We start from the raw sequence: 19,913 nt of genomic DNA on the forward strand, positions 1-19,913 counted from the left end.
TCTGGCCTTTAATGAACTTAGTAGTCACGCAAAGGAATTGCCATGCAGAACGAAGATCTTCTGAGCGATGTCGAGGCCCTTGGCGCAAAACTTACCAAAGCGCGCAAGATGGTTGGCCGCAGGATCATGGGGCAGGATCAGGTGGTGGATCTGACGCTGGCCGCTGTTTTAGCCGGTGGGCATGCGTTGCTGATTGGTTTGCCGGGACTGGGGAAAACCCGATTGGTCGAGACGCTGGGGACGGTCATGGGATTGCACGATGGGCGCATTCAGTTCACGCCGGATTTGATGCCGTCCGACATTCTAGGGGCCGAGGTGCTGGAAGAAAGCGACACTGGCGCGCGATCTTTTCGCTTCATCAAAGGTCCGGTGTTTTGCGAACTTCTGCTGGCAGACGAAATCAACCGCGCCAGCCCCCGCACGCAATCCGCACTGCTGCAAGCGATGCAGGAACACGAGGTTTCCGTCGCAGGGCAGACCCATAACCTTGGTGAAGTGTTCCACGTGCTCGCCACGCAAAACCCGCTTGAGCAAGAGGGGACTTATCCGCTGCCCGAGGCGCAGTTGGACCGTTTTCTGGTGCAGATTGATGTGGATTACCCGGACCGCGATGCGGAACGGGACATCCTGCTGGCCACCACGGGAACCGAGGATGCACAGGTTTCGCCCGTCTTCAGTCGGGCCGAGCTGATCGCCGCGCAGACGCTGTTGCGCCGGATGCCGGTCGGCGAAAGCGTGGTCGAGGCCATTCTGGATCTGGTCCGCGCCTGCCGCCCCGATGATCCCAGCGCGCCGCAGATCGTGCGCGAAAACGTCAGCTGGGGGCCGGGCCCACGCGCCACGCAAGCGCTGATGTTGCTAGCCCGGGCGCGGGCGCTTTTGGATGGGCGCTTGGCACCGGGGATCGACGACATTCACGCGCTGGCGGCGCCTGTGCTCAGCCATCGCATGGCCTTGGGCTATGCCGCGCGGGCCGAGGGGATGACCCTGTCTGATGTCATCGGACAAACGGTGGCTGCGGTGCTGCAAACCGAGGTCGCGGCGTGAATTCCGACGGCGCCCCCATTCAGCTTCGGTCCCGTGCCGAGGCCTTGGCGGCGCGCCTTCCGCCCCTTCTGGTGGCGGCGCAGCACTTGGCCCAGTCCGTCGAACTTGGTGAACACGGGCGGCGACAATCCGGGCAGGGCGAGGCGTTCTGGCAATTCCGCCGTGCACAACCGGGGGATCCGTCGCACCGCATTGATTGGCGTCGCTCGGCACGATCCGACCGGCACTATGTTCAGGAAAAAGAATGGCAGGCGGCGCATTCGGTACAGATCTGGGTGGACCCGTCTGCATCTTTGGCGTTCACGTCCAACCCGAAACTGCCTGAAAAACGCGCGCAGGCTCAGATCATCGCGCTGGCCTTGGCGTCTTTGTTGCTCAGCGGCGGCGAGCGTGTTGGCCTGCTGGGCAGTGCCTTAACGCCGGGACGTGGTCAACTGACGCTGTCGCGCATGGCGGATCAGATGCTGCGGACGGATGCACCCCTAAGGGACGTTTTCGCGGTACCCCGCGCGCGGCAGGTGGTGTTTTCGGACTTCTTAGGGCCTCTGGATTCCACCCGCGATTTCCTACACGCCGCGCAGGGCAGGGGGCAGCGAGGGGTCCTATTCCAAGTGCTCGACCCGATGGAAGAGGTGTTCCCCTTCCATGGCCGGGTGCTGTTTCAGGACGTGGGCGGTGTGCTGCGCCATGACACGCGCGAAGCGGGCGATTTGCGTGATCGCTATCTGGATCGTCTGGCGCAGCGCAAAGCCGAGCTCTCCGAGATCGCAAAGCGTGCAGGCTGGCGGTTCCATAGCTATCACACGCAAGATCCGGCAAGCGCGGCGCTTTTGTGGTTGTGGAACGCGATCGGGGGGCCACGGTGAGCGTCGTTGGCATAGGCTTCACGACGCCTTTGCTATTGCTGGGGCTTCTGGCGCTGCCCGTGATCTGGTGGCTTTTGCGGGCCGTGCCCCCTGCACCCCGAAAACAAGTTTTCCCGGCTGTCACCCTGCTTTTGGGGTTGGAAGATAAAACTGTTCAGGCGGATCGCACGCCGTGGTGGCTTTTACTTTTACGACTTCTGGCGGTGGCCGCGATAATCATCGGATTTGCCGGTCCGGTGCTTAATCCGGATACCGCACCGGGCAGGTCGGGGCGGCTTTTGATCTTTGTCGATGACTATTGGCCTGCAGGGTCGGATTGGTCGCAGCGGATGCAGGTGATCGAGACGCGGCTTGAACGCGCACAGGTCGCCGCGCGCCCTGTTACCCTCGTATTGGCAAGTTCCGTTGGACGCACGGATGTGGATCAGGACACCGTGTGGCAGACCGCGGACGCGTGGCAATCGGCGCTTCCGGGGCAGTCTCCGGTGGCGTGGGACGTCCCCTATGCGGTCACCAAGGACTGGGCGCAGGCGCAGGGATCTGCGGATGTGTTGTGGATTTCGGATGGGGTCGCGCGCGCGGGCCGTACTGATCTAATTGCATATTTCGAACAAATGGGCGTGTTGGAGGTATTGGAGCCCCCGTCGGCCCGCATTGGCATTTTGCCTGCCATATTGGACGGTGGTGATCTGGTCCTGTCGGTGCTTTCCACCGGCCCCGCCCCTGCAACCGAGCTGACCGTCGAGGCGCTGGGACCGGACCCCGAGGGGATCGAGCGCGTGTTGCTCTCGGCCCCGGTCTCGTTCGACATTGGGGCCAATCGGGTCGAGCTACGGTTGACCGTCCCAAGCGAATTGCGCAACCGGATTGACCGTCTGCAGATTGCCGATCATCGGGCTGCCGGGGCCATTACCCTTGCCGATGACAGCCTGCGCCGCCGCCGGGTGGCCCTGATGAACACGGTGGGCGAGCGTGAAGGGTTGGAGCTTTTGTCGCCACTTCACTATCTGCGCGAGGCGTTGGTCACGACCGCAGAAACGGTCGAACTGCCCGCGCTGTCCGAGCTGATCAAGGCGGGTCCTGATGTGATTATCCTGCCGGATGTGGCCAACTTTTCAGACTCAGATCGCGCGGCTTTGACCGAATGGGTCACGGAAGGCGGGCTTCTACTGCGGTTCGCAGGCCCACAACTGGCGTCATCAGATCTTGGACAGGGGGAAGAGGACACGCTGCTGCCCGTGCGCCTGCGGGCAGGCGGGCGCGTGGTCGGCGGCGCGATGAGCTGGGGCGACCCGCGGGCGCTCGCGCCGTTCACCGAAGAATCGCCCTTTTACGGGTTGCCCGTCCCGGATGACGTGCAGATCGAGGCTCAGATCCTCGCCCAACCCGGCCCCGATCTGGCCGAGCGCACGATTGCCACCTTGTCTGACGGCACGCCCATCGTGACTCGGCGTGCGCTGGGGGCGGGGCAGGTGGTGTTGTTCCATGTCTCGGCCAATGCCGAATGGTCGTCCCTGCCGTTCTCGGGACTGTTCGTGCAGATGCTAGAGCGGCTGGCGGTCTCGTCCCAAGGCAGCACGCGCGACGGCGTGACGTTGGAGGGGACGACGTGGGTCGCCACTCACATTTTGGACGGATTCGGACAACTGTCGCCCCAAGATGCGGTCGCGGGTGTGCCGGGGCCAAAGCTGGCGGATCCTGCCGGACCTGACCATGCACCGGGGCTCTATGCAGATGAGGACCGGGTGCAGGCGGTGAATGTGCTGCGCGCAGACAGCGTGCTGGAACGCGCCGAGTGGCCCGCGCGTTTGGCCCCAAGCTGGCAGGTCGAAGAGACCCAACAAGAGTTCGGCCCGTGGGTGTTGGCGCTGGCGCTTGCGCTTGGGGCGCTGGATGTTCTGCTGACGCTCTGGTTGGCGGGACGGTTGTTGCCGACCGCGCGGCGGGTCGCTGCAGGAGTGGTCACGGGCCTTTTCCTGCTTGCTTCGTCGCAGTCTGTCGATGCCCAGTCCGACACGCCGCCCAGTGTCTTGGACGCGGCCAGTATCGTCACGCTGGCCCATGTGAAAAGCGGAGATCCTGCGGTCGATCAGGTGGCGCAAGCGGGTCTTCTGGGCCTGTCAGATCAACTTTTCCTGCGCACTTCGGTCGAGCCAGCACGCCCTGTTGGTGTTGATGTCGAAGTCGATGACCTGTCGGTGTATCCGCTGCTCTATTGGCCGCTGACCGACATGACACCGATCCCCAGCCCTGACGCGACCCTGCGCCTGAAACGCTATTTGGCCGCGGGTGGGCTGATCCTGTTTGATACGCGCGACGCGGGGGCCGGGGGCAACTCGCCTGCCAGCCGCCGGTTGCGCGCCGTTGCGTTGCCGTTGAACCTGCCGCTTCTGGATCAGGTGCCGCATGACCACGTGCTGACGCGCAGCTTTTACCTGCTGCAAGAATTTCCCGGTCGCAACCGAGGACCCGTCTGGGCCGAGGCCCCGCCCCCGAACGCCGAACGCGCCGAGGGGATGCCTTTTCGCAATCTGAATGACGGGGTGACGCCGGTGATCGTCGGCGGCAACGACTGGGCCAGCGCTTGGGCCATTCGCGAGGATGGACGCCCGATGTTCCCCGTAGGACGGGGGCAGGCGGGCGAGCGGCAACGGGAAATGGCTGTGCGGTTCGGGATCAATCTGGTGATGCATGTGCTGACCGGGAACTACAAATCTGATCAGGTCCATGTGCCTGCACTTTTGGAAAGGCTGGGGGAATGAGTGCCGTGTCACTTCACTTTGCACCCGGTCTGCCGTGGTTGCTGATCCTAACTTTGGCAGCCGTTTCGCTTGTGGTGCTTTCTGTGGCTCTGTGGCGCGGACTGTCCGGCTGGGCGTTGCGGGCCGTGGCGGCACTGGTCCTTCTGGCGGCACTGTGCGGGCCGTCGCTTCAGCAGGAAGAACGCGATCCGCTGACGGATATTCTGTTGGTGCTGGAAGATGACAGCCCCTCGCAATTCCTGTCGGACCGCCCTGCGCAGAACCAACTGGCGCGCGCGGGATTGATGGCGCAGATCGCCGCCCGACCCTCGGTCGACGCCGTCGTGCAACGCCTGTCCGACCTTGCACCTGAAGGCGAGGATGCGACTGAGGGGACGCGTCTTATGGCTGCCCTTAAGAAAGCTTTGGCCGAACTTCCCGCGAACCGACTGGCAGGGGTGGTGCTGATCACGGATGGTGCCGTGCATGATGTGCAGAACGCGCCCGGTTTGCCTGTGCCCGTGCATGCGATGATATCGGGCCGTGCGCGGGATTGGGATCGGCGGGTCAGCGTCACCGAGGCGCCGGCCTTCGCCATTCTGGGCGAACAGATCGAACTGCGCCTGAAGGTCGAGACACTTGGCAACACTCCCAGCGGACTGCCCCCTGCCTTTCTGTCCGTCTCTCATGATGGCACGCCCCTTGCGGATATCCCGGTGACAGACGGCGCAGACATCGTGATGTCGCTGACGCTGGAACATGCGGGACGGAACCTGATCCATGTGACGCTTCCGGTGGAAGAAGGCGAGTTGACCGGGCGCAACAACGAGGTGGTGATCGAACTGAACGGCGTGAGGGACCGCCTGCAAGTGCTTCTGATTTCAGGCACGCCGCATCCGGGGACGCGCACCTGGCGCAACCTGCTGAAATCCGACAGCGCGGTGGATCTGGTTCATTTCACCATCCTGCGCCCGCCTGAAAAGCAGGATGGTGTGCCGGTGAGCGAACTCAGCCTGATCGCCTTCCCCACGCAAGAGCTGTTCATCGACAAAATTGACGAATTCGATCTGATCATCTTCGATCGGTATCAACTCCGGGGCATTCTGCCGGGCGGATATCTGGCAAGTGTGCGCAATTATGTGCAGCGGGGTGGGGCGGTGCTGATCGCGGCGGGGCCGTCTCTGGCCAGTGCTGATAGCATAGGGCGCACCGCGCTTGCCGACATTATGCCCGCGACGCCGACTGGGCGTTTGTTTGAAGTACCGTTCAAACCTGCCGTTACCGATGACGGCCAACGCCATCCCGTCACGCGCGACCTGTTGCGACACGCGCCGGAGGGTGGCTGGGGGCCATGGATGCGCCATGTCGAAGTCCTGCCGCAGCGCGGGCATGTGATCCTGTCAGGACCGGATGACGCACCGCTTTTGATGGTGGATCGAAGTGATGAGGGACGTGTGGCGCTTTTGGCATCAGACCACGCGTGGCTTTGGGCGCGGGGGCATCAGGGGGGCGGACCTCAGTTAGAGCTACTGCGCCGTTTGGCCCATTGGCTGATGCGCGAACCCGAGCTGGAAGAAGAAGCGCTTTCGGCGGTAGCAACGGATGAAGGTCTTTTGATCCGGCGCAATACGATGCTGCCCGAACTGCCCGAGGTGACTGTCACCGCACCGGGCGGCGCGCGTATTCCGGTACTTCTGTCTCAAGGCGTCCCCGGCGTGTTTGAAGCGCAGTTTGCAACGGAGGCAACGGGGCTTTTCCATGTGGAGCAGGGCGAGCTTTCAACGGTTGTGGTCCGTGGCGCAGCGACATCGGTCGAGTTCAGTAATCCTTTGGCGCGGGGTGATTTGTTAAAGCCCGTGCTGGCAGTAAGCCGCGGGGCCGCGTTGCGGATTGAAGATGGCTTGCCCAGTTTGCGGGCCGTGCGTGCGGGCCAACCCGCATCGGGCCGCGGGTGGCTGGGCTATACCCCGCGCGAAGCCTATGTCACGACGGCAATCCGACTGCGTCCTCTGGCGCCGCCGTGGGCCATGTTGATTGTGGCTGCATTTGCTTTGGTGTCTGCGTGGTTATGGGAAGGACGTGGTGGCGCGGCACGACGCGACAGCTGACCGGGTCAAGCGTCAGGTTGCATCAATACCGAGCGCGATTGGGACGCAAACTCGCGCCGCCACAAAACCGAAAATGTAAAGAACGTGGCCACGATCAGGCTGATTGGCCCGATCAGCCACGCCAAAGCGGCCATCGAGAAATAGACCGACCGCAGACCCCGGTTGAAACTGCGCGCCGCGGTGATGTTGATCTCGCCAGCCTTTCGCGCGCGGGGCAGGGCGGTTGGGTCGGTTTCATCGTTGGGAACTGACGCCATGACCACCGCGCAATACCCAAACAGCCGGTGCGACCAGACAAATTTCAGAAACGCATTGGCTAGAAACAGGATGACCAGAAGGATTTTGACCTCCCATACCAATTCTGGTGCGCTGGTTTGGGTCAGGTCATGTGCTACACCGCGCAACCGCTCGGTATTGCCAAGCAAGGCCAGCCCGCCGCCTGTGGCGATCATTGTGGCAGAGGCGAAGAAGCTTGCCCCTTGCCGCAAGTTGGACAGGATCGCGCTGTCAAAAATGCGCGGTTGGCGCGTGACGAACTGTACCATCCAGTCGCGCCGATACTGGGCCACAATCTTTGATACGGATTGTTTTTCACCTGTGGCGCTTTCAATGCGCCACCCGATTGTGACCCAAGCCAGCAAGATCACAGCAACGGCGGCCAGATCAAGGATCGAAAACAGTGTGAAACGGTCAGCAAAACTCATGTTTCACGCTTAAGCCGTTCCTTGTTGTTGCTAAAGTGAAAAATTGGTTATATTTTTTTACCAATTTACTCGCGAGGGGGATTCTCATGCAGATGCCAGAACCAAACGCCAGCATTCTGTCGCGCAAGGACCACATCGTCTCGCGGCTGCAATCTGTGTTGCCGCAGGGTGCCGTGGTGCATGACCCGATCCAGACACGCGCCTATGAATGTGACGCGCTGACGGCCTATAAATGCCCGCCGCTTTGCGCGGTCTTGCCGACCTCGACCGACGAGGTGTCGGCGGTCATGCGCATCTGCTTTGAGGAAGGTGTGCCCGTCGTGCCGCGCGGGGCAGGGACGTCACTGGCGGGCGGCGCACTGCCCACTGCAGACAGCGTGATCCTTGGCGTTGCGCGTTTGAATGACGTGCTGGAAACCGACTATGACAACCGGTTCATCCGTGTGCAGTCGGGCCGCACAAACTTGTCGGTGACCGGCGCGGTCGAGGAAGACGGGTTCTTTTATGCCCCCGATCCGTCCTCGCAGCTGGCCTGTGCGATTGCGGGCAACATCGCGATGAACTCCGGCGGGGCGCATTGTTTGAAATACGGTGTGACCACCAACAATCTGTTGGGTGTAACCATGGTCATGGCCGATGGCGAGGTGGTTCAGATCGGCGGCGCGCATCTGGATGCGGGCGGGTTGGACCTTCTGGGGCTGATCTGCGGCTCGGAAGGCCAGCTTGGCATCGTGACCGAGGCCACCCTGCGCATCCTTGCCAAGCCCGAGGGCGCCCGCCCGGTGCTGGTTGGTTTCGACAGCAACGAAGTCGCTGGCCATTGCGTGTCCGACATCATCAAATCCGGCATCCTGCCCGTCGCGATCGAGTTCATGGACCGCCCCTGCATCCGCGCAACCGAAGCCTTCGCGGGCGCGGGCTATCCCGATTGCGAAGCGCTGTTGATCATCGAGGTCGAGGGATCAGAGGCCGAGATCGACGACCAACTCTCGCGTATTGTAGAGATTGCCAAACGTCACAACCCGGTGGAAGTGCGTGAAAGCACCTCGGCTGAGGAAAGCGCGAAAATCTGGCTGGGCCGCAAATCGGCCTTCGGCGCGATGGGGCAGATCAATGATTACATGTGTCTGGACGGGACGATCCCCGTGTCCGAACTGCCCTTGGTCCTGCGCCGCATTGGCGAGATGAGCAAGGAATACGGGCTGGACGTGGGCAATGTGTTCCACGCGGGCGATGGGAACATGCATCCGCTGATCCTGTTTGATGCCAACAAGCCAGGCGATCTCGAGAAGTGCGAGGCGTTCGGCGCTGACATTCTGCGCCTCTGTGTTGAGGTCGGCGGTTGCCTGACCGGTGAACACGGTGTGGGGGTCGAGAAGCGCGACCTGATGGTGTCGCAATTTGGCAGTGACGATCTGGAAATCCAGTTGCAGGTCAAGGACGTGTTCGATCCAGGATGGCTTTTGAACCCTGCCAAGGTCTTCCCTCTGAAGGTCACCGAAACCCGACGCGCCGGATAGGGGCTCTGCCCCTTCGGCTTGATCTGCGATCTGCGCCTACCCCGAGATATTTGAGACAAGAAAATGCGAAAAACTCCGACAAGTGAAGAAGACCTTTCCGATCTGATCCAATCCGCAACGGGGCCGATCCGAATTGTAGGCGGCGGGACGCGTGATATTGGCGCGCCGGTTGATGGAACGCTGGTATCCACGGCTGGTCTGTCGGGTGTGACACTGTATGAACCGGGCGCGCTGACCCTTGTGGCGCAAAGTGGAACGCCGTTGGCGGAGATCGACGCACTGCTGGCCAAGGAAGGGCAGCGGCTGGCGTTTGAGCCTTCAGATTTGCGTGGGCTGTTGGGCACCGAAGGGGTGTCGACCATCGGCGGCGTTGTGGCCACCAACGCGTCAGGCCCGCGTCGCGTTCAAGTCGGGGCCGCGCGGGATTTCTGCTTGGGTGTGCGCTTTGTCGACGGCGCTGGGCGCGTGTTGAAAAATGGCGGCCGCGTCATGAAAAACGTGACGGGCTATGATCTGGTCAAACTGATGGCGGGCAGTTGGGGCACGCTGGGCGTGATGACCGAAGCCAGCCTGAAGGTCATGGCCATTCCTGAAACAGAAACCACTCTGGTGGGCGAAGGCCAGACCGCCGCGCAGGCGGTCGAAAGCCTGTCCGCCGCGCTGGGCTCGCCCTTCGATGTGACGGGGGCCGCGTTCTCGGAAGGGAAGACCTTTGTGCGGATCGAGGGGCTTGAGGCCTCTGTCGCGTATCGCGCGGCAGAGCTTGCGAAGGGTGTGCTGGCCGGGTTCCAGCCCGTTTCGGGTGTTGCGTCGTCCGACATTTGGGCGCGGATTAGGGATGTCAGCGCTTTTGCGGGGCGCGATGGTGCCGTCTGGCGCCTCTCGGTCAAACCTTCGGACGGGCCACGTCTGGTGGCGGCGCTGGACGATCTGTCGCCAGAAGCGATCTATGACTGGGGCGGCGGCCTTGTCTGGCTGCATGTGGCGGATCAGACGGATGCAGGTGCTGCGCGTGTGCGGGCCGAGCTGTCCAAGCTGGGTGGTCATGCCACCTTGGTTCGCGCCCCTGCAGATGTGCGTGCAACCGTTCCCGTGTTCCAACCCGAATCCACCCCGATTGCCGCCTTGACCAAGGGCCTTCGCCAGAAATTCGACCCGCGCGGGATCCTCAATCCCGGCCTGATGGGAGCCTAATCCATGCAGACCCATTTCACGCCTGAGCAGTTGAAAGACCCTGCTATCGAACGTGCGAACGAGATCTTGCGCTCTTGTGTGCATTGCGGGTTTTGTACCGCGACATGCCCCAGCTATCAGGTGCTGGGCGACGAGTTGGACAGTCCTCGTGGCCGGATCTATCTGATCAAGGACATGCTGGAAGCCGGGCGCCCTGCCGACAAGAAAACGGTCGAGCATGTGGACAAGTGCCTGTCCTGTCTGGCCTGTATGTCGACCTGCCCGTCGGGCGTGCATTACATGCATCTGATCGACCACGCCCGCGCGCATATCGAAAAGACCTATAAGCGTCCGCTGTTCGACCGGCTGCTGCGCTGGACGCTGGCGCAGGTGATCCCCTATCCGGGCCGGTTCCGGCTGGCGATGCAGGGCGCGCGGCTGGCGCGACCCTTGCGCAAGTTCATGCCCGATCCCCGTCTGGAAGCGATGCTGGAAATGGCGCCGCCGAAGCTGCCGCGCAAATCCGCCAACGACGCGCCGCAGGTGTTCCCGGCTAAGGGCGACCGCAAGAAACGTGTGGCCCTGCTGACGGGCTGTGCGCAGAAGGCGCTGGATACGGATATCAATGACGCCACCATTCGCCTTTTGACCCGACTGGGCTGTGAGGTCGTCGTGGCCAAGGGCATGGGCTGCTGCGGTGCGCTGACCCATCACATGGGCAAAGAGAACCAAAGCCACGCGCAGGCGGCGGCGAACATTACCGCGTGGATGCGTGAAAAGCGTGGCGACGGGCTGGATGCGATTGTCATCAACACCTCGGGCTGTGGCACCACGGTGAAGGATTACGGCTTCATGTTCCGAAATGACGCGCTGGCCGAAGATGCGGCGGCTGTGTCGGGTATGGCGATGGACATCAGCGAGCTTTTGATGACGCTGGATCTGCCTGAGGCGACGATGGAACTGCGGGTGGCTTATCACTCGGCTTGCAGCCTGCAGCACGGGCAACAGGTGAAAACCCACCCGAAAACGCTGCTGAAAAAAGCGGGGTTCGAGGTGGTGGAGCCTGCCGACCCGCATCTGTGCTGTGGCTCGGCTGGGACCTATAATCTGATGCAGCCCGAGATCTCGAAAGAGCTGAAAAAACGCAAAGTGGCCAATCTGGAAGCCAAAACGCCGCAGATCATCGCGGCGGGCAATATCGGTTGTATGATGCAGATCGGGTCGGGCACGGGCATCCCTGTGGTCCACACGGTCGAGCTTTTGGACTGGGCAACTGGCGGCCCAAAACCGCGCAAAATACAACCGGCAGCGCATTAATCCTTTCGTAACCGTCTGTTTTCGCCTTACATATAGCGCAAAGGGCAGAATAACTGCCCAGACTAGGCAGTTGTAGATGAAGTATCTTGTGGCATTCCTGATGGCCGCATTTTTGCTGGCCGGACCTTTAGGGGCATCCGATCCTTCGCCTTTGCGCACCTTGATGACCGGGGATGACAGCAAGGGTTGGGAAGGCGTGGGGCGCCTGAATATCGGTGGCGGAAGCTTCTGCACTGGGTCGTTGATTGACGAAAACCTCGTTCTGACAGCAGCGCATTGCCTGTTTGATCGGGACAGCGGCGAACGCTTCAAACTGTCGGAAATCGAGTTTCTGGCTGGGTGGCGCGGCGGACGGGCCTCGGCCTATCGTGGGGTGCGGCGTGCTGTCGTGCATCCGGGGTTTGAGTTCACGCCAGAGAAAGGCCCGACCCGCGTGGCAAATGATCTGGCGCTGCTCGAGCTGGACACACCCATTCGCAACATGTCCGTCAAACCGTTCAAGACCTTCTCGAGGCCGCGCAAAGGGGCCGAGGTCGGCGTCGTCTCCTATGCCCATGATCGCTTGGAAAGCCCGTCGCTGCAGGAGACCTGCAAGGTGCTGGCCCGGCAGGGCGGGGCATTGGTGCTCAGCTGCACTGTGGATTATGGCTCGTCCGGTGCGCCGGTATTTGTCATCGAAGGCGGCGAGCCGCGCATCGTCTCGGTAATTTCTGCAAAGGCGATGGTGCGGGACATCCCCGTGTCCCTGGGAACAGATCTGGAAACGCCACTTGCAGAAATGTACGAGATGCTGGCGACCGATAACGGCGTGTTCAAGCGGGTTGAAACGGTGAAGGCCCCCACTGTTCGCCAGGTAGGCACCGGCGCGGCGGGTCCCGGAGGGGCCAAGTTCGTCCGCCCGTGACCTCGTGTCCAAAGGGGTCTTGAACCCGTCATTTCCTGACATATCTCTATTCTACGGATGCCGCCGGGCGGGTCCGTGAACTGCCTGTCCCAATCGGGAAGGCCCAACATATGTCGCTTTGTGAAAGGACACCAAATGCGTAATTTTGATATGTCGCCCCTTTACCGTGCCACCGTTGGCTTTGACCAGATTGCCGACCTGATGGACCGGGTTTTGACCAATGATGTCAGCCGCGACAGCTATCCCCCGTATAACATCGAGAAAACCAACGAAGATGCGTGGCGTATCTCGATCGCCGTGGCTGGGTTCACCGAAGATGAACTGTCGGTCGAGTTGCGCGACAAGGCGCTGTTTGTCTCGGCCAAGAAAGCCGCGGAAGACGAGCGTACCTATCTGCACCGTGGCATCGCCACCCGCGCGTTTGAGCGCCGCTTCCATCTGGCCGATCACGTCCGTGTCTCGGGCGCGACCCATGAAAACGGCATGGTGCATATCGACCTGATCCGCGAAGTGCCGGAAGCGCTGAAACCGCGCCGGATCGAAATTGCGGGCAAGAATGATGTCGAAGCCAAGGCTATCGAGGCCTGATCCGACACCTCAGACGAAACGAAGGGCGCGGAATATTCCGCGCCCTTTCTGTATGTCACCGGAATTTTCGAAAATTCCGGCCAAAACTCTTGCAAGAGTTTTGGCTACGCAGCTGCCCCGCGGCGTTCCTGTTCTAACAGCCAAAAGCTGGCCGCCAGAATGATCGCCGTGCCGATCCACATGGACCCGGTGGGCAGGAAGCCGAAGACCACAAACCCTAGCACCACGTTGAACACCAGTTTCAGGTGGTCAAACGGCTGCAAAAACGCAGCATCCGCCATCGCATAGGCGCGGGCGAGCACGTGTTGGGCAAACGCCGTCAGAAGACCCGCGCCCACCACCAGCCAGATCGCATTGGGCGGCAGGGTGAACCCGGTGCTCAGCGCCAGACCTGCATTGATTGGGCTGAGAAGGAGCAGCAGATAGATGGTGATCGTTTCGGTGCTGTCGCGATGGGTCAGGAACTTCGTGACGACCGAGCTCGACGCCCACAGCGCCGCCGCGCCCACAGGCAGCAGGGCGGCCAGCTCGAAGCGATCTGACCACGGCTCCAAGATGATTGCGCCGCCGATAATGCCCAGCACCACCGCGCCCCAACGATGGACCGAGACCTCTTCCCGCAGCACCAATCCCGCGCCCAAAGTCACGAAGAACGGCGACAGCAGGATCAACGCAATCGCCTGCCAGATCGGCACATGCGCCAGCCCCAGCGTCCACAGCTGCACACCGCCCGCCGCCAAAGCGACGCGCAGCACATGCAGCCATACCTGTCCGGTTTTCATCACCGCCGCCCGGTGGCGAAACACCCAAGGCAGGTAAAAGCCAAGCGCAATCAGATATTGCCAGAAAGTCACGGCAGGGGCCGACGCGCCCTTGCCCATGGTTGCCGATTGCAACCCCGTATTGACCAGCGCAAAGGTCGCGCCCGCCAGAACCATAAGCCCCGCCGCGCGGGCAGGTTGAGTAAGATAAGTTGACTGAGTCATGCGAGATGTCCTTTCTTCCTTACGCAATGACCCAAGGCAGAAGGACAGGGCACACGAGAACCCCGCGCACCCCAACCCATTCTCTTCCATCCGGACTGTGACCGTCGGCTCTGGAGTTTCACCAGATCTGCTGACACCCCCATTGGGGGCCGCTCGCGGGCTTTATTTTTTGTGCGGCTCAACGGCCTCGCAATTCAAACTAAGTGTGTTTGATTTGCGAGACACACAGATGTGACTCCGCAAAAAAACTTACCGCCGGTGGGGAATTTCACCCCGCCCTGAGAATGTCACCACCCCGGCTGGGGCAGCGACAGGGAACGTAGGGTGGGGAGGAGGGAGGGTCAAGAGTGCACACGATTAGCTAAATCTCGGCGTCTATGCGGCTTGCGCTTGAGATCCGTTTCAATCAACTTAGCCGGGCAAGAATTAAGGGCCGAGCAAACAAGGACGCCAAGTGCATAAGACTAAAATTAATTGGATTTACGTCATCGGATTACCGACGATCGCGTTCGGTATCATGATGTTCAAAGGTGCCGTTGATCAACAGACACTCTTTCCATTTAAAATAGACGCGTTTGGCTCAGGACTTTTGTATTCTGGTCTGATCGTCGTTTTCAGCGCTCTTGTTTTCGATGCGAAAAACATCGCAACCGCTTGGGTGGTAAACGCAATAGCGCTGTTGCTGCTATCTATCACAGCGGTGGATATGTCTGAATTTGATGGACCAACTGACTTTTGGGCCGATGCTGGGCTTAAGACCTACGGATATTTGATCTTCCTAGGCTTTGTGATCAGGATTGCCCTTTATTTCGACAAATCAGAATAGAAAACGGAGGGTCTCCCCTCCGTTTCCTTGTCGTTTTTTATGAACTTGATCAGTTCACCACGGCATCGTCAATTTTGCCGATGTTGAAGAACATGGTCTCGCCCGAGTGGTCGTCGACACCATCATTATCGGTCGACACCCACGCGGTGCCGTCAGCCGCGATGGCCAGTCCTTCGACCTTGTCCAGAACATAGCCGCCGGTGGCGGTCAGGTCGGGCAGCAGGTCGCGCACTTCCTGTTTCGAGACAACTGGCAGGTCACCACCCAGCGGCGCAGGCACCATGTCGGCGGCCGGGATGCGATAGATCTTTTTGGTCACGGCGCGGTGGTCATGCTGGTTGTCGCGCTCGATCACGTAGAAATAGTCACCGTGAGCTACGATTTCCGACAGGCCAACCCAACCGGTGGCGGGCTCGGCTTTTGGATAGTGCACGGCGCCCCATTCCTTGGTCTCAAGGTTATAGGCGACCAGTTTCACGTGGTTCTTCGGGTCGTCGTTCCATTCGCGCTGCACGGCCATCCACAGGGTGTCACCCACCTTGGTGATGCCTTCAAAGCCAAAGCGTTTCTCGACGGCGGCCAGTTCCGGCGGGATGCCGATCTCGCCCTTCAGGTTCTTGATCGAACCGTCGGCCTTCACGTGATAGATCGCGTGCGGGATCAGGCGTTCGGTGCGGCCTTCCGAGGCGACGTAGAAGCCCCCTTTGCCGTCCAGCGTGATGCCTTCAAGGTCCAGCTTCTGCGCAGGGGCACCGTTACGGGTGATGCGGATCACGTCGGTGATGCGGGCGGGGGTGGCGTTGGTGTCGATCTTGAAGATCGAGGGCTGGAAGCCATAGAAGCTGTCCGAAACCGCCCAGACGATGCCGCCTTCGTCGGCAACCATGCCCGAGATTGCACCCCAGCCAATCAGCTGATCCGCGCCTTCCGAGGTCAGCATGGGATAGCTGGCAGGGGCGTTCTGCAGCTCGTAAATCATGACATGCGCGCGCGCGCCGCCATCTTCGATCAGGTCTTTTTCGTTTGCGGACACCAGCAGGTTGCGGCCCGGGATGGTCACGTAGCCTTCCGGCCCGACGCCCGAGGGCAGCAGCTGTTTCAGAACCGGGTTGGCCAGATCAGCGACGTCATAGACACCGACGACCGAGCCGCGTTCCGATCCGATAAAGGCCAGCTCCATGTCGCCATAGGTGGCGGCCGTTACGCTTTCCGGCTCGACGCCTTTGGCATCAGACCGCTTGTCGGGATAGTGGCCGATCTGCACGATGGCATGTTCGAACGACGCACCGCTTTCATAAACGACCGTGCCGTCCTGATGGAAGATCGTCCAGCCGCGCGAACCGCCTTCATAGTCACCTTCGTTGGCGGTGGCGAAGTGGTCATTGTCCAGCCATTTCACCGCGTCAGGCTCGCGTTTGCGGCCCTGTTGGATTTCGGTGAAGATCAGCGCGCCGCGTTCGTCTGTGGCGTCGATGCCCTTAAGATCAACCGCGCCAGCCGAGAAATGGCTGAGCAGTTTTCCGTCCTTCGACACAACCGCGATGTGGTTGTTTTCCTGCATTGTGACGACGATCTCGCCCTCGGCGTTGATATCGACATATTCGGGTTCGGGGTCCGACGGGGCGACGTCGGCCAGACCGGTCAGGTCAACGCGTGTGATGCTGTCACAGTCCAGCATGCCGTTTTTCAGAGTAGCCAGAACCAGATCGCCCGCCGGCCCCTGCGGGATGATGCCATCATTCAGGTCTTCGTCACGCTCGTTCTCGATGGCAACGGCGATGAAGCTGCCGTCCTGCGCCTTGGCGACGCTATCCGGCTGACCGCCCAAATCGCACGAGGCCAGTTCTTCACCGGTCACAACGTCGATGGCTTTCAACTCACCCGACGGCGCGGTGTAGCTTTCCGAGGTGTTCACACCCACAAACGCGGTCCCGCCGATCACAGCGACCGAGGTCGGCTCGCCCGGCAGCGCGATGTTGCCCAAAGGCTTGGGGTTGGCGGCGTCGGTGATGTCGATGCGGCCCAGAACGCCCAGCGGGCTGTCCGTATAGACCAGCGTCATGCCGTCGGCGGTGACATCAATGATCTCGGGGCTGGTTTCGCGTTTGGTGTCCTCACCCGCGGCCATGTTTTTCACGACGGGGAAGGACGCGATGCGGTTAAAGTTCATCTCGGCCATTGCCGCACCGGCGGTCAGGGCGAGGGCGGAGGTCAGACACATCAGGCGTGCAGTCATACTAAAATCCCAGGTTTACGTCATAGTTGGACGTGGGATGGCGGTGTAAGTTGACGGCTGCGCGACAGATTTGAATCAGTTTTGTAAGAAGGGGTGGATGGGCGAAACCAAACTTTAATTGTTGGGTGAAATACTGTGAATCCGAGCATTTGAAGGCTAAGTATTATGGACAGCTCTGATATTTCTCTGGTTCAATCCAGTTTCGCCCGCGTCTTCGCCCGTAAGGCCGAATTGACAGATCGCTTCTATGCGCATCTCTTTGCACGGATGCCTGAGGTCGAGCCGCTGTTTAGCGGTGATTTCGTCAGGCAGAAGCAGATGTTTGCATCCATGCTGGCATCAACTGTGCGCAGCCTTTCGGATTATGAAACTTTCGCGCAGCTTGCACAGAAGCTTGCCCAAAGCCATGCGCGGTTCCATTTGAGCGAGGTACATATGGAAAACGCGGCCCAATCGCTTGTGGCCGCGTTGCACGAGGTGATGGAGGGGAAATTGACCCCAGAAGAGGAAGCGGCCTGGACCCGCGCCATCACCAAGCTGAGCTCAGTGATGGTGGCGCGCCCAGCCGCGACTGCCGGTTAGACCGACATGCAGATGTACTTCATCTCAAGGAAATCCTCGATTCCGTGGCGCGAACCTTCGCGGCCAAGGCCCGACTGTTTTACGCCACCAAACGGGGCGACCTCGGTCGAGATGATGCCAGTGTTCACGCCAACGATGCCGTATTCTAGCGCCTCGGCCACTTTGTAGACGCGGCTCAGGTTGTTGGCGTAGAAATAGGATGCCAGACCAAAGATCGTGTCATTGGCCTGCGCGATCACGTCATCTTCGTCCTTGAACTTGAACAGCGGTGCCATCGGGCCGAAGGTCTCGTCCGTGGCGACGTCCATGTCGCGGGTAGCGTTTTTGATGATGGTGGGTTCGAAGAACAGCCCGCCCAGATCATGCTCTTTCCCGCCAAGGATCACTTCGCCCCCTTTCGAGGTCGCGTCGGCCACATGCTCGCGCACTTTCTGAACGGCGGCGGGCGAAATCAACGGACCAAGGGCGATGCCTTCGTTCAGACCGTCACCAACGGGCAGGGCGGCTACGGCTTTCGCGAAACGTGCGGCGAAGTCGTCGTAGACGCCTTCCTGCACATAGATCCGGTTGGCGCAGACGCAAGTCTGGCCGTTGTTGCGGAACTTACAAGCAATGGCACCTTCCACAGCGGCGTCCAGATCTGCGTCGTCAAACACGATGAACGGGGCGTTGCCGCCCAGCTCCATCGAGCATTTCAGAACCTGATCGGCGGCCTGACGCAGCAGGATGCGGCCCACATTGGTCGATCCGGTAAAGGTCAGTTTACGCACCAGCGGGTTCTCGCAGAACTCTTTCCCGATGTCCGAACTGCGCGAGCTAGGCACGATGTTGAAGACACCTGCAGGCACGCCAGCGCGCTCGGCCAGCACGGCCAGAGCGGTGGCCGACAGCGGGGTCAACTCGGCCGGGCGGCCAACAAAACCACAACCTGCAGCAATCGCCGGGCCGCATTTGCGTGTGATCATCGCGTTGGGGAAGTTCCACGGCGTGATCGAGGCGACAACGCCAATCGGTTGACGTATGACCATCAGACGCTTGTCGGGCTGGTGGCCGGGGATAGTTTCGCCGTAAATGCGCTTGGCTTCTTCACCGAACCATTCGATAAAGTTGGCACCATAGGCAATTTCGCCCATGGCTTCAGCCAGAGGTTTGCCCATCTCGGCGGTCAGGATGATCGCCAGATCGCCCTGGTTTTCCATCATCAGGTTGAACCAGTTGCGCATGATATTGGCGCGGTCTTTCGCGGTGCGCTTGGCCCATTCGCGGCCAGCCTTGTCGGCGGCCTCGATCGCCACCGCCACATCTTCGCGCGACAGGTCGGCCACTTGGGCAATCACCTCGCCGCGGGCGGGGTTGGTCACGTCGAAGGTAGCGCCATCCTTGGCATCCACCCATTCGCCGTTCACATAGGCGCGGGTTTCGACCAGCGACGGGTCTTTCAGAAGCTTCTTCAGCGCAGCGGCATTTGCGGACATGATCGTGTCTCCCAAGTCGAGTCTTGCTGGATGACTAATGGCATAACCGCACATTAGTTAACAAGGCAAATAATTTTAATGGGTGTAATCCCCAGTCTCGACTCGGGCATAGCCCAAAGACGTGTGAAATTCATCCTGTTTGGCGTCTGGATTTGATCATTTTTTGAAACTGGCTGTATAGGAATGTCGTTCCGGCACAACTTTCTTCCAAAAAGGCAGATGTAGGCAGAGATTCTGCCTGCATCCCTGATGACTTACGCAAGGATCAGCGCCCGAAGTCTTCCAGCCCGCGATGATCGATCTCGGCCAGAACGGATTTCATCCTTTCGACATCTGCACCCGAGGCCTGGATCAGGATGCGCCCATCCACGATACCCGACAACTCGCCATCTTGGTTGAGGTATTTCTGGCGCCCAACGCGCTCCAGCTTTATGCCCATCAAGCTGGCATTGGCCATCATGCCGGACAGAGCACCGACCATGGGATTGTCGGCCATGATGGTGATCGTGAAGCTTTCGGTGTCGTTGCTATAGGTGGCTTCGGCACCCGACCCACCGCCGAACATGGCCATGCCCGTGCTGACATCATTCGACACCTCGCGGGTCCACCCTTCGGGCGCTTCCGGCAGGAAGGTCGCCAGATCGGCGGTTTTCATCGCCTGCATCAGCTGCTTGGCAAATTCCAATTCTTCCAGCGCATAGGACAGGTCGCCTTCCTCATAGGCGCTGAGGGCAGATTTCAATGTGTCTGTGACCTCGTCCGCATGGGCAAGTCCGGGCGTCAAAAGCGTGGCGGCAAGCGCCAGTGTGCGTAAATAGGACATGCGTATCTCCTTTATCG

16 protein-coding genes and 1 riboswitch are annotated in these 19,913 nt (G+C 60.6%); of the genes, 11 read left to right on the forward strand and 5 right to left on the reverse strand.

Annotated features, from left to right (window positions below; genetic code table 11):
• Positions 1 to 42: 42 nt before the first annotated feature.
• Genes MWU53_RS12175 through MWU53_RS12190 form a run of 4 tightly spaced genes read left to right on the forward strand, consistent with a single transcriptional unit; the run spans position 43 to position 6,762 of the window.
• On the forward strand, positions 43 to 1,047 hold the full coding sequence (locus MWU53_RS12175; RefSeq protein WP_247093710.1) for a MoxR family ATPase: 1,005 nt from the start codon (positions 43 to 45) through the stop codon (positions 1,045 to 1,047).
• Complete coding sequence (locus tag MWU53_RS12180) at positions 1,044 to 1,913, forward strand: DUF58 domain-containing protein (protein ID WP_247093712.1); 870 nt, start codon at positions 1,044 to 1,046, stop codon at positions 1,911 to 1,913. The genes MWU53_RS12175 and MWU53_RS12180 overlap by 4 nt, the downstream gene beginning before the upstream one ends.
• Positions 1,910 to 4,675 carry a DUF4159 domain-containing protein gene (locus tag MWU53_RS12185; protein WP_247093714.1) on the forward strand — a complete coding sequence of 922 codons (2,766 nt, stop codon included), beginning with the start codon at positions 1,910 to 1,912 and terminating at the stop codon, positions 4,673 to 4,675. Before MWU53_RS12180 ends, MWU53_RS12185 begins: the two co-directional genes overlap by 4 nt.
• Complete coding sequence (locus tag MWU53_RS12190) at positions 4,672 to 6,762, forward strand: hypothetical protein (protein WP_247093716.1); 2,091 nt, start codon at positions 4,672 to 4,674, stop codon at positions 6,760 to 6,762. Before MWU53_RS12185 ends, MWU53_RS12190 begins: the two co-directional genes overlap by 4 nt.
• Positions 6,763 to 6,767: 5 nt before the next feature.
• Here MWU53_RS12190 and MWU53_RS12195 read toward each other — a convergent pair whose 3' ends face one another.
• Positions 6,768 to 7,466 (reverse strand): DUF599 domain-containing protein, encoded by a 699-nt coding sequence (locus MWU53_RS12195; protein ID WP_247093718.1) that lies wholly within the window; start codon positions 7,464 to 7,466, stop codon positions 6,768 to 6,770.
• An 86-nt stretch (positions 7,467 to 7,552) separates the two neighbouring features.
• On the opposite strand from MWU53_RS12195, the gene MWU53_RS12200 reads away from it, so the two are divergent.
• The 5 genes from MWU53_RS12200 to MWU53_RS12220 all read left to right on the forward strand — a co-directional run bounded on the left by MWU53_RS12200 (position 7,553) and on the right by MWU53_RS12220 (position 12,968).
• Positions 7,553 to 8,986: an FAD-linked oxidase C-terminal domain-containing protein gene (locus tag MWU53_RS12200; protein WP_247093721.1), complete on the forward strand. Its 1,434-nt coding sequence runs from the start codon at positions 7,553 to 7,555 to the stop codon at positions 8,984 to 8,986.
• A 63-nt stretch (positions 8,987 to 9,049) separates the two neighbouring features.
• Positions 9,050 to 10,180: a glycolate oxidase subunit GlcE gene (gene glcE / locus MWU53_RS12205; protein WP_247093723.1), complete on the forward strand. Its 1,131-nt coding sequence runs from the start codon at positions 9,050 to 9,052 to the stop codon at positions 10,178 to 10,180.
• Between the two features lie 3 nt (positions 10,181 to 10,183).
• Entirely contained in the window at positions 10,184 to 11,476 is a 1,293-nt protein-coding gene (gene glcF / locus MWU53_RS12210) for a glycolate oxidase subunit GlcF (protein ID WP_247093725.1), read from the forward strand.
• A gap of 76 nt (positions 11,477 to 11,552) precedes the next feature.
• Entirely contained in the window at positions 11,553 to 12,380 is an 828-nt protein-coding gene (locus tag MWU53_RS12215) for a S1 family peptidase (protein ID WP_247093727.1), read from the forward strand.
• 135 nt (positions 12,381 to 12,515) lie between these two features.
• Positions 12,516 to 12,968: an Hsp20 family protein gene (locus MWU53_RS12220; RefSeq protein ID WP_247093729.1), complete on the forward strand. Its 453-nt coding sequence runs from the start codon at positions 12,516 to 12,518 to the stop codon at positions 12,966 to 12,968.
• Positions 12,969 to 13,072: 104 nt separating this feature from the next.
• Here MWU53_RS12220 and MWU53_RS12225 read toward each other — a convergent pair whose 3' ends face one another.
• Positions 13,073 to 13,954 (reverse strand): DMT family transporter, encoded by an 882-nt coding sequence (locus MWU53_RS12225; RefSeq protein WP_247093731.1) that lies wholly within the window; start codon positions 13,952 to 13,954, stop codon positions 13,073 to 13,075.
• A 74-nt stretch (positions 13,955 to 14,028) separates the two neighbouring features.
• Positions 14,029 to 14,244: riboswitch (FMN riboswitch) on the reverse strand.
• Between the two features lie 164 nt (positions 14,245 to 14,408).
• Between MWU53_RS12225 and MWU53_RS12230 the strand changes: the two genes are divergently transcribed.
• On the forward strand, positions 14,409 to 14,780 hold the full coding sequence (locus MWU53_RS12230) for a hypothetical protein (protein WP_247093733.1): 372 nt from the start codon (positions 14,409 to 14,411) through the stop codon (positions 14,778 to 14,780).
• Positions 14,781 to 14,829: 49 nt separating this feature from the next.
• Here the strand turns inward: MWU53_RS12230 and MWU53_RS12235 are convergent, their stop codons facing one another.
• A complete protein-coding gene (locus MWU53_RS12235) occupies positions 14,830 to 17,016 on the reverse strand; it encodes an esterase-like activity of phytase family protein (protein WP_247093735.1) in 2,187 nt (728 codons plus the stop codon).
• Positions 17,017 to 17,181: 165 nt separating this feature from the next.
• Here MWU53_RS12235 and MWU53_RS12240 point away from each other — a divergent pair, with 165 nt between their 5' ends.
• Complete coding sequence (locus tag MWU53_RS12240) at positions 17,182 to 17,598, forward strand: globin domain-containing protein (RefSeq protein ID WP_247093737.1); 417 nt, start codon at positions 17,182 to 17,184, stop codon at positions 17,596 to 17,598.
• Here the strand turns inward: MWU53_RS12240 and MWU53_RS12245 are convergent.
• Together MWU53_RS12245 and MWU53_RS12250 are read right to left on the reverse strand one after the other, a co-directional pair.
• Positions 17,595 to 19,073, reverse strand: a complete 1,479-nt coding sequence (locus tag MWU53_RS12245) for an NAD-dependent succinate-semialdehyde dehydrogenase (protein WP_247093739.1) — start codon at positions 19,071 to 19,073, stop codon at positions 17,595 to 17,597. The two genes, MWU53_RS12240 and MWU53_RS12245, sit on opposite strands and share 4 nt — an antisense overlap.
• A 265-nt stretch (positions 19,074 to 19,338) precedes the next feature.
• Positions 19,339 to 19,896 carry a hypothetical protein gene (locus MWU53_RS12250; protein WP_247093741.1) on the reverse strand — a complete coding sequence of 186 codons (558 nt, stop codon included), beginning with the start codon at positions 19,894 to 19,896 and terminating at the stop codon, positions 19,339 to 19,341.
• Between the last annotated feature and the right edge of the window lie 17 nt (positions 19,897 to 19,913).

The sequence above is a fragment of the Aliiroseovarius sp. S1123 genome, from assembly GCF_023015885.1.
Classification (GTDB): Bacteria; Pseudomonadota; Alphaproteobacteria; order Rhodobacterales; family Rhodobacteraceae; genus Aliiroseovarius.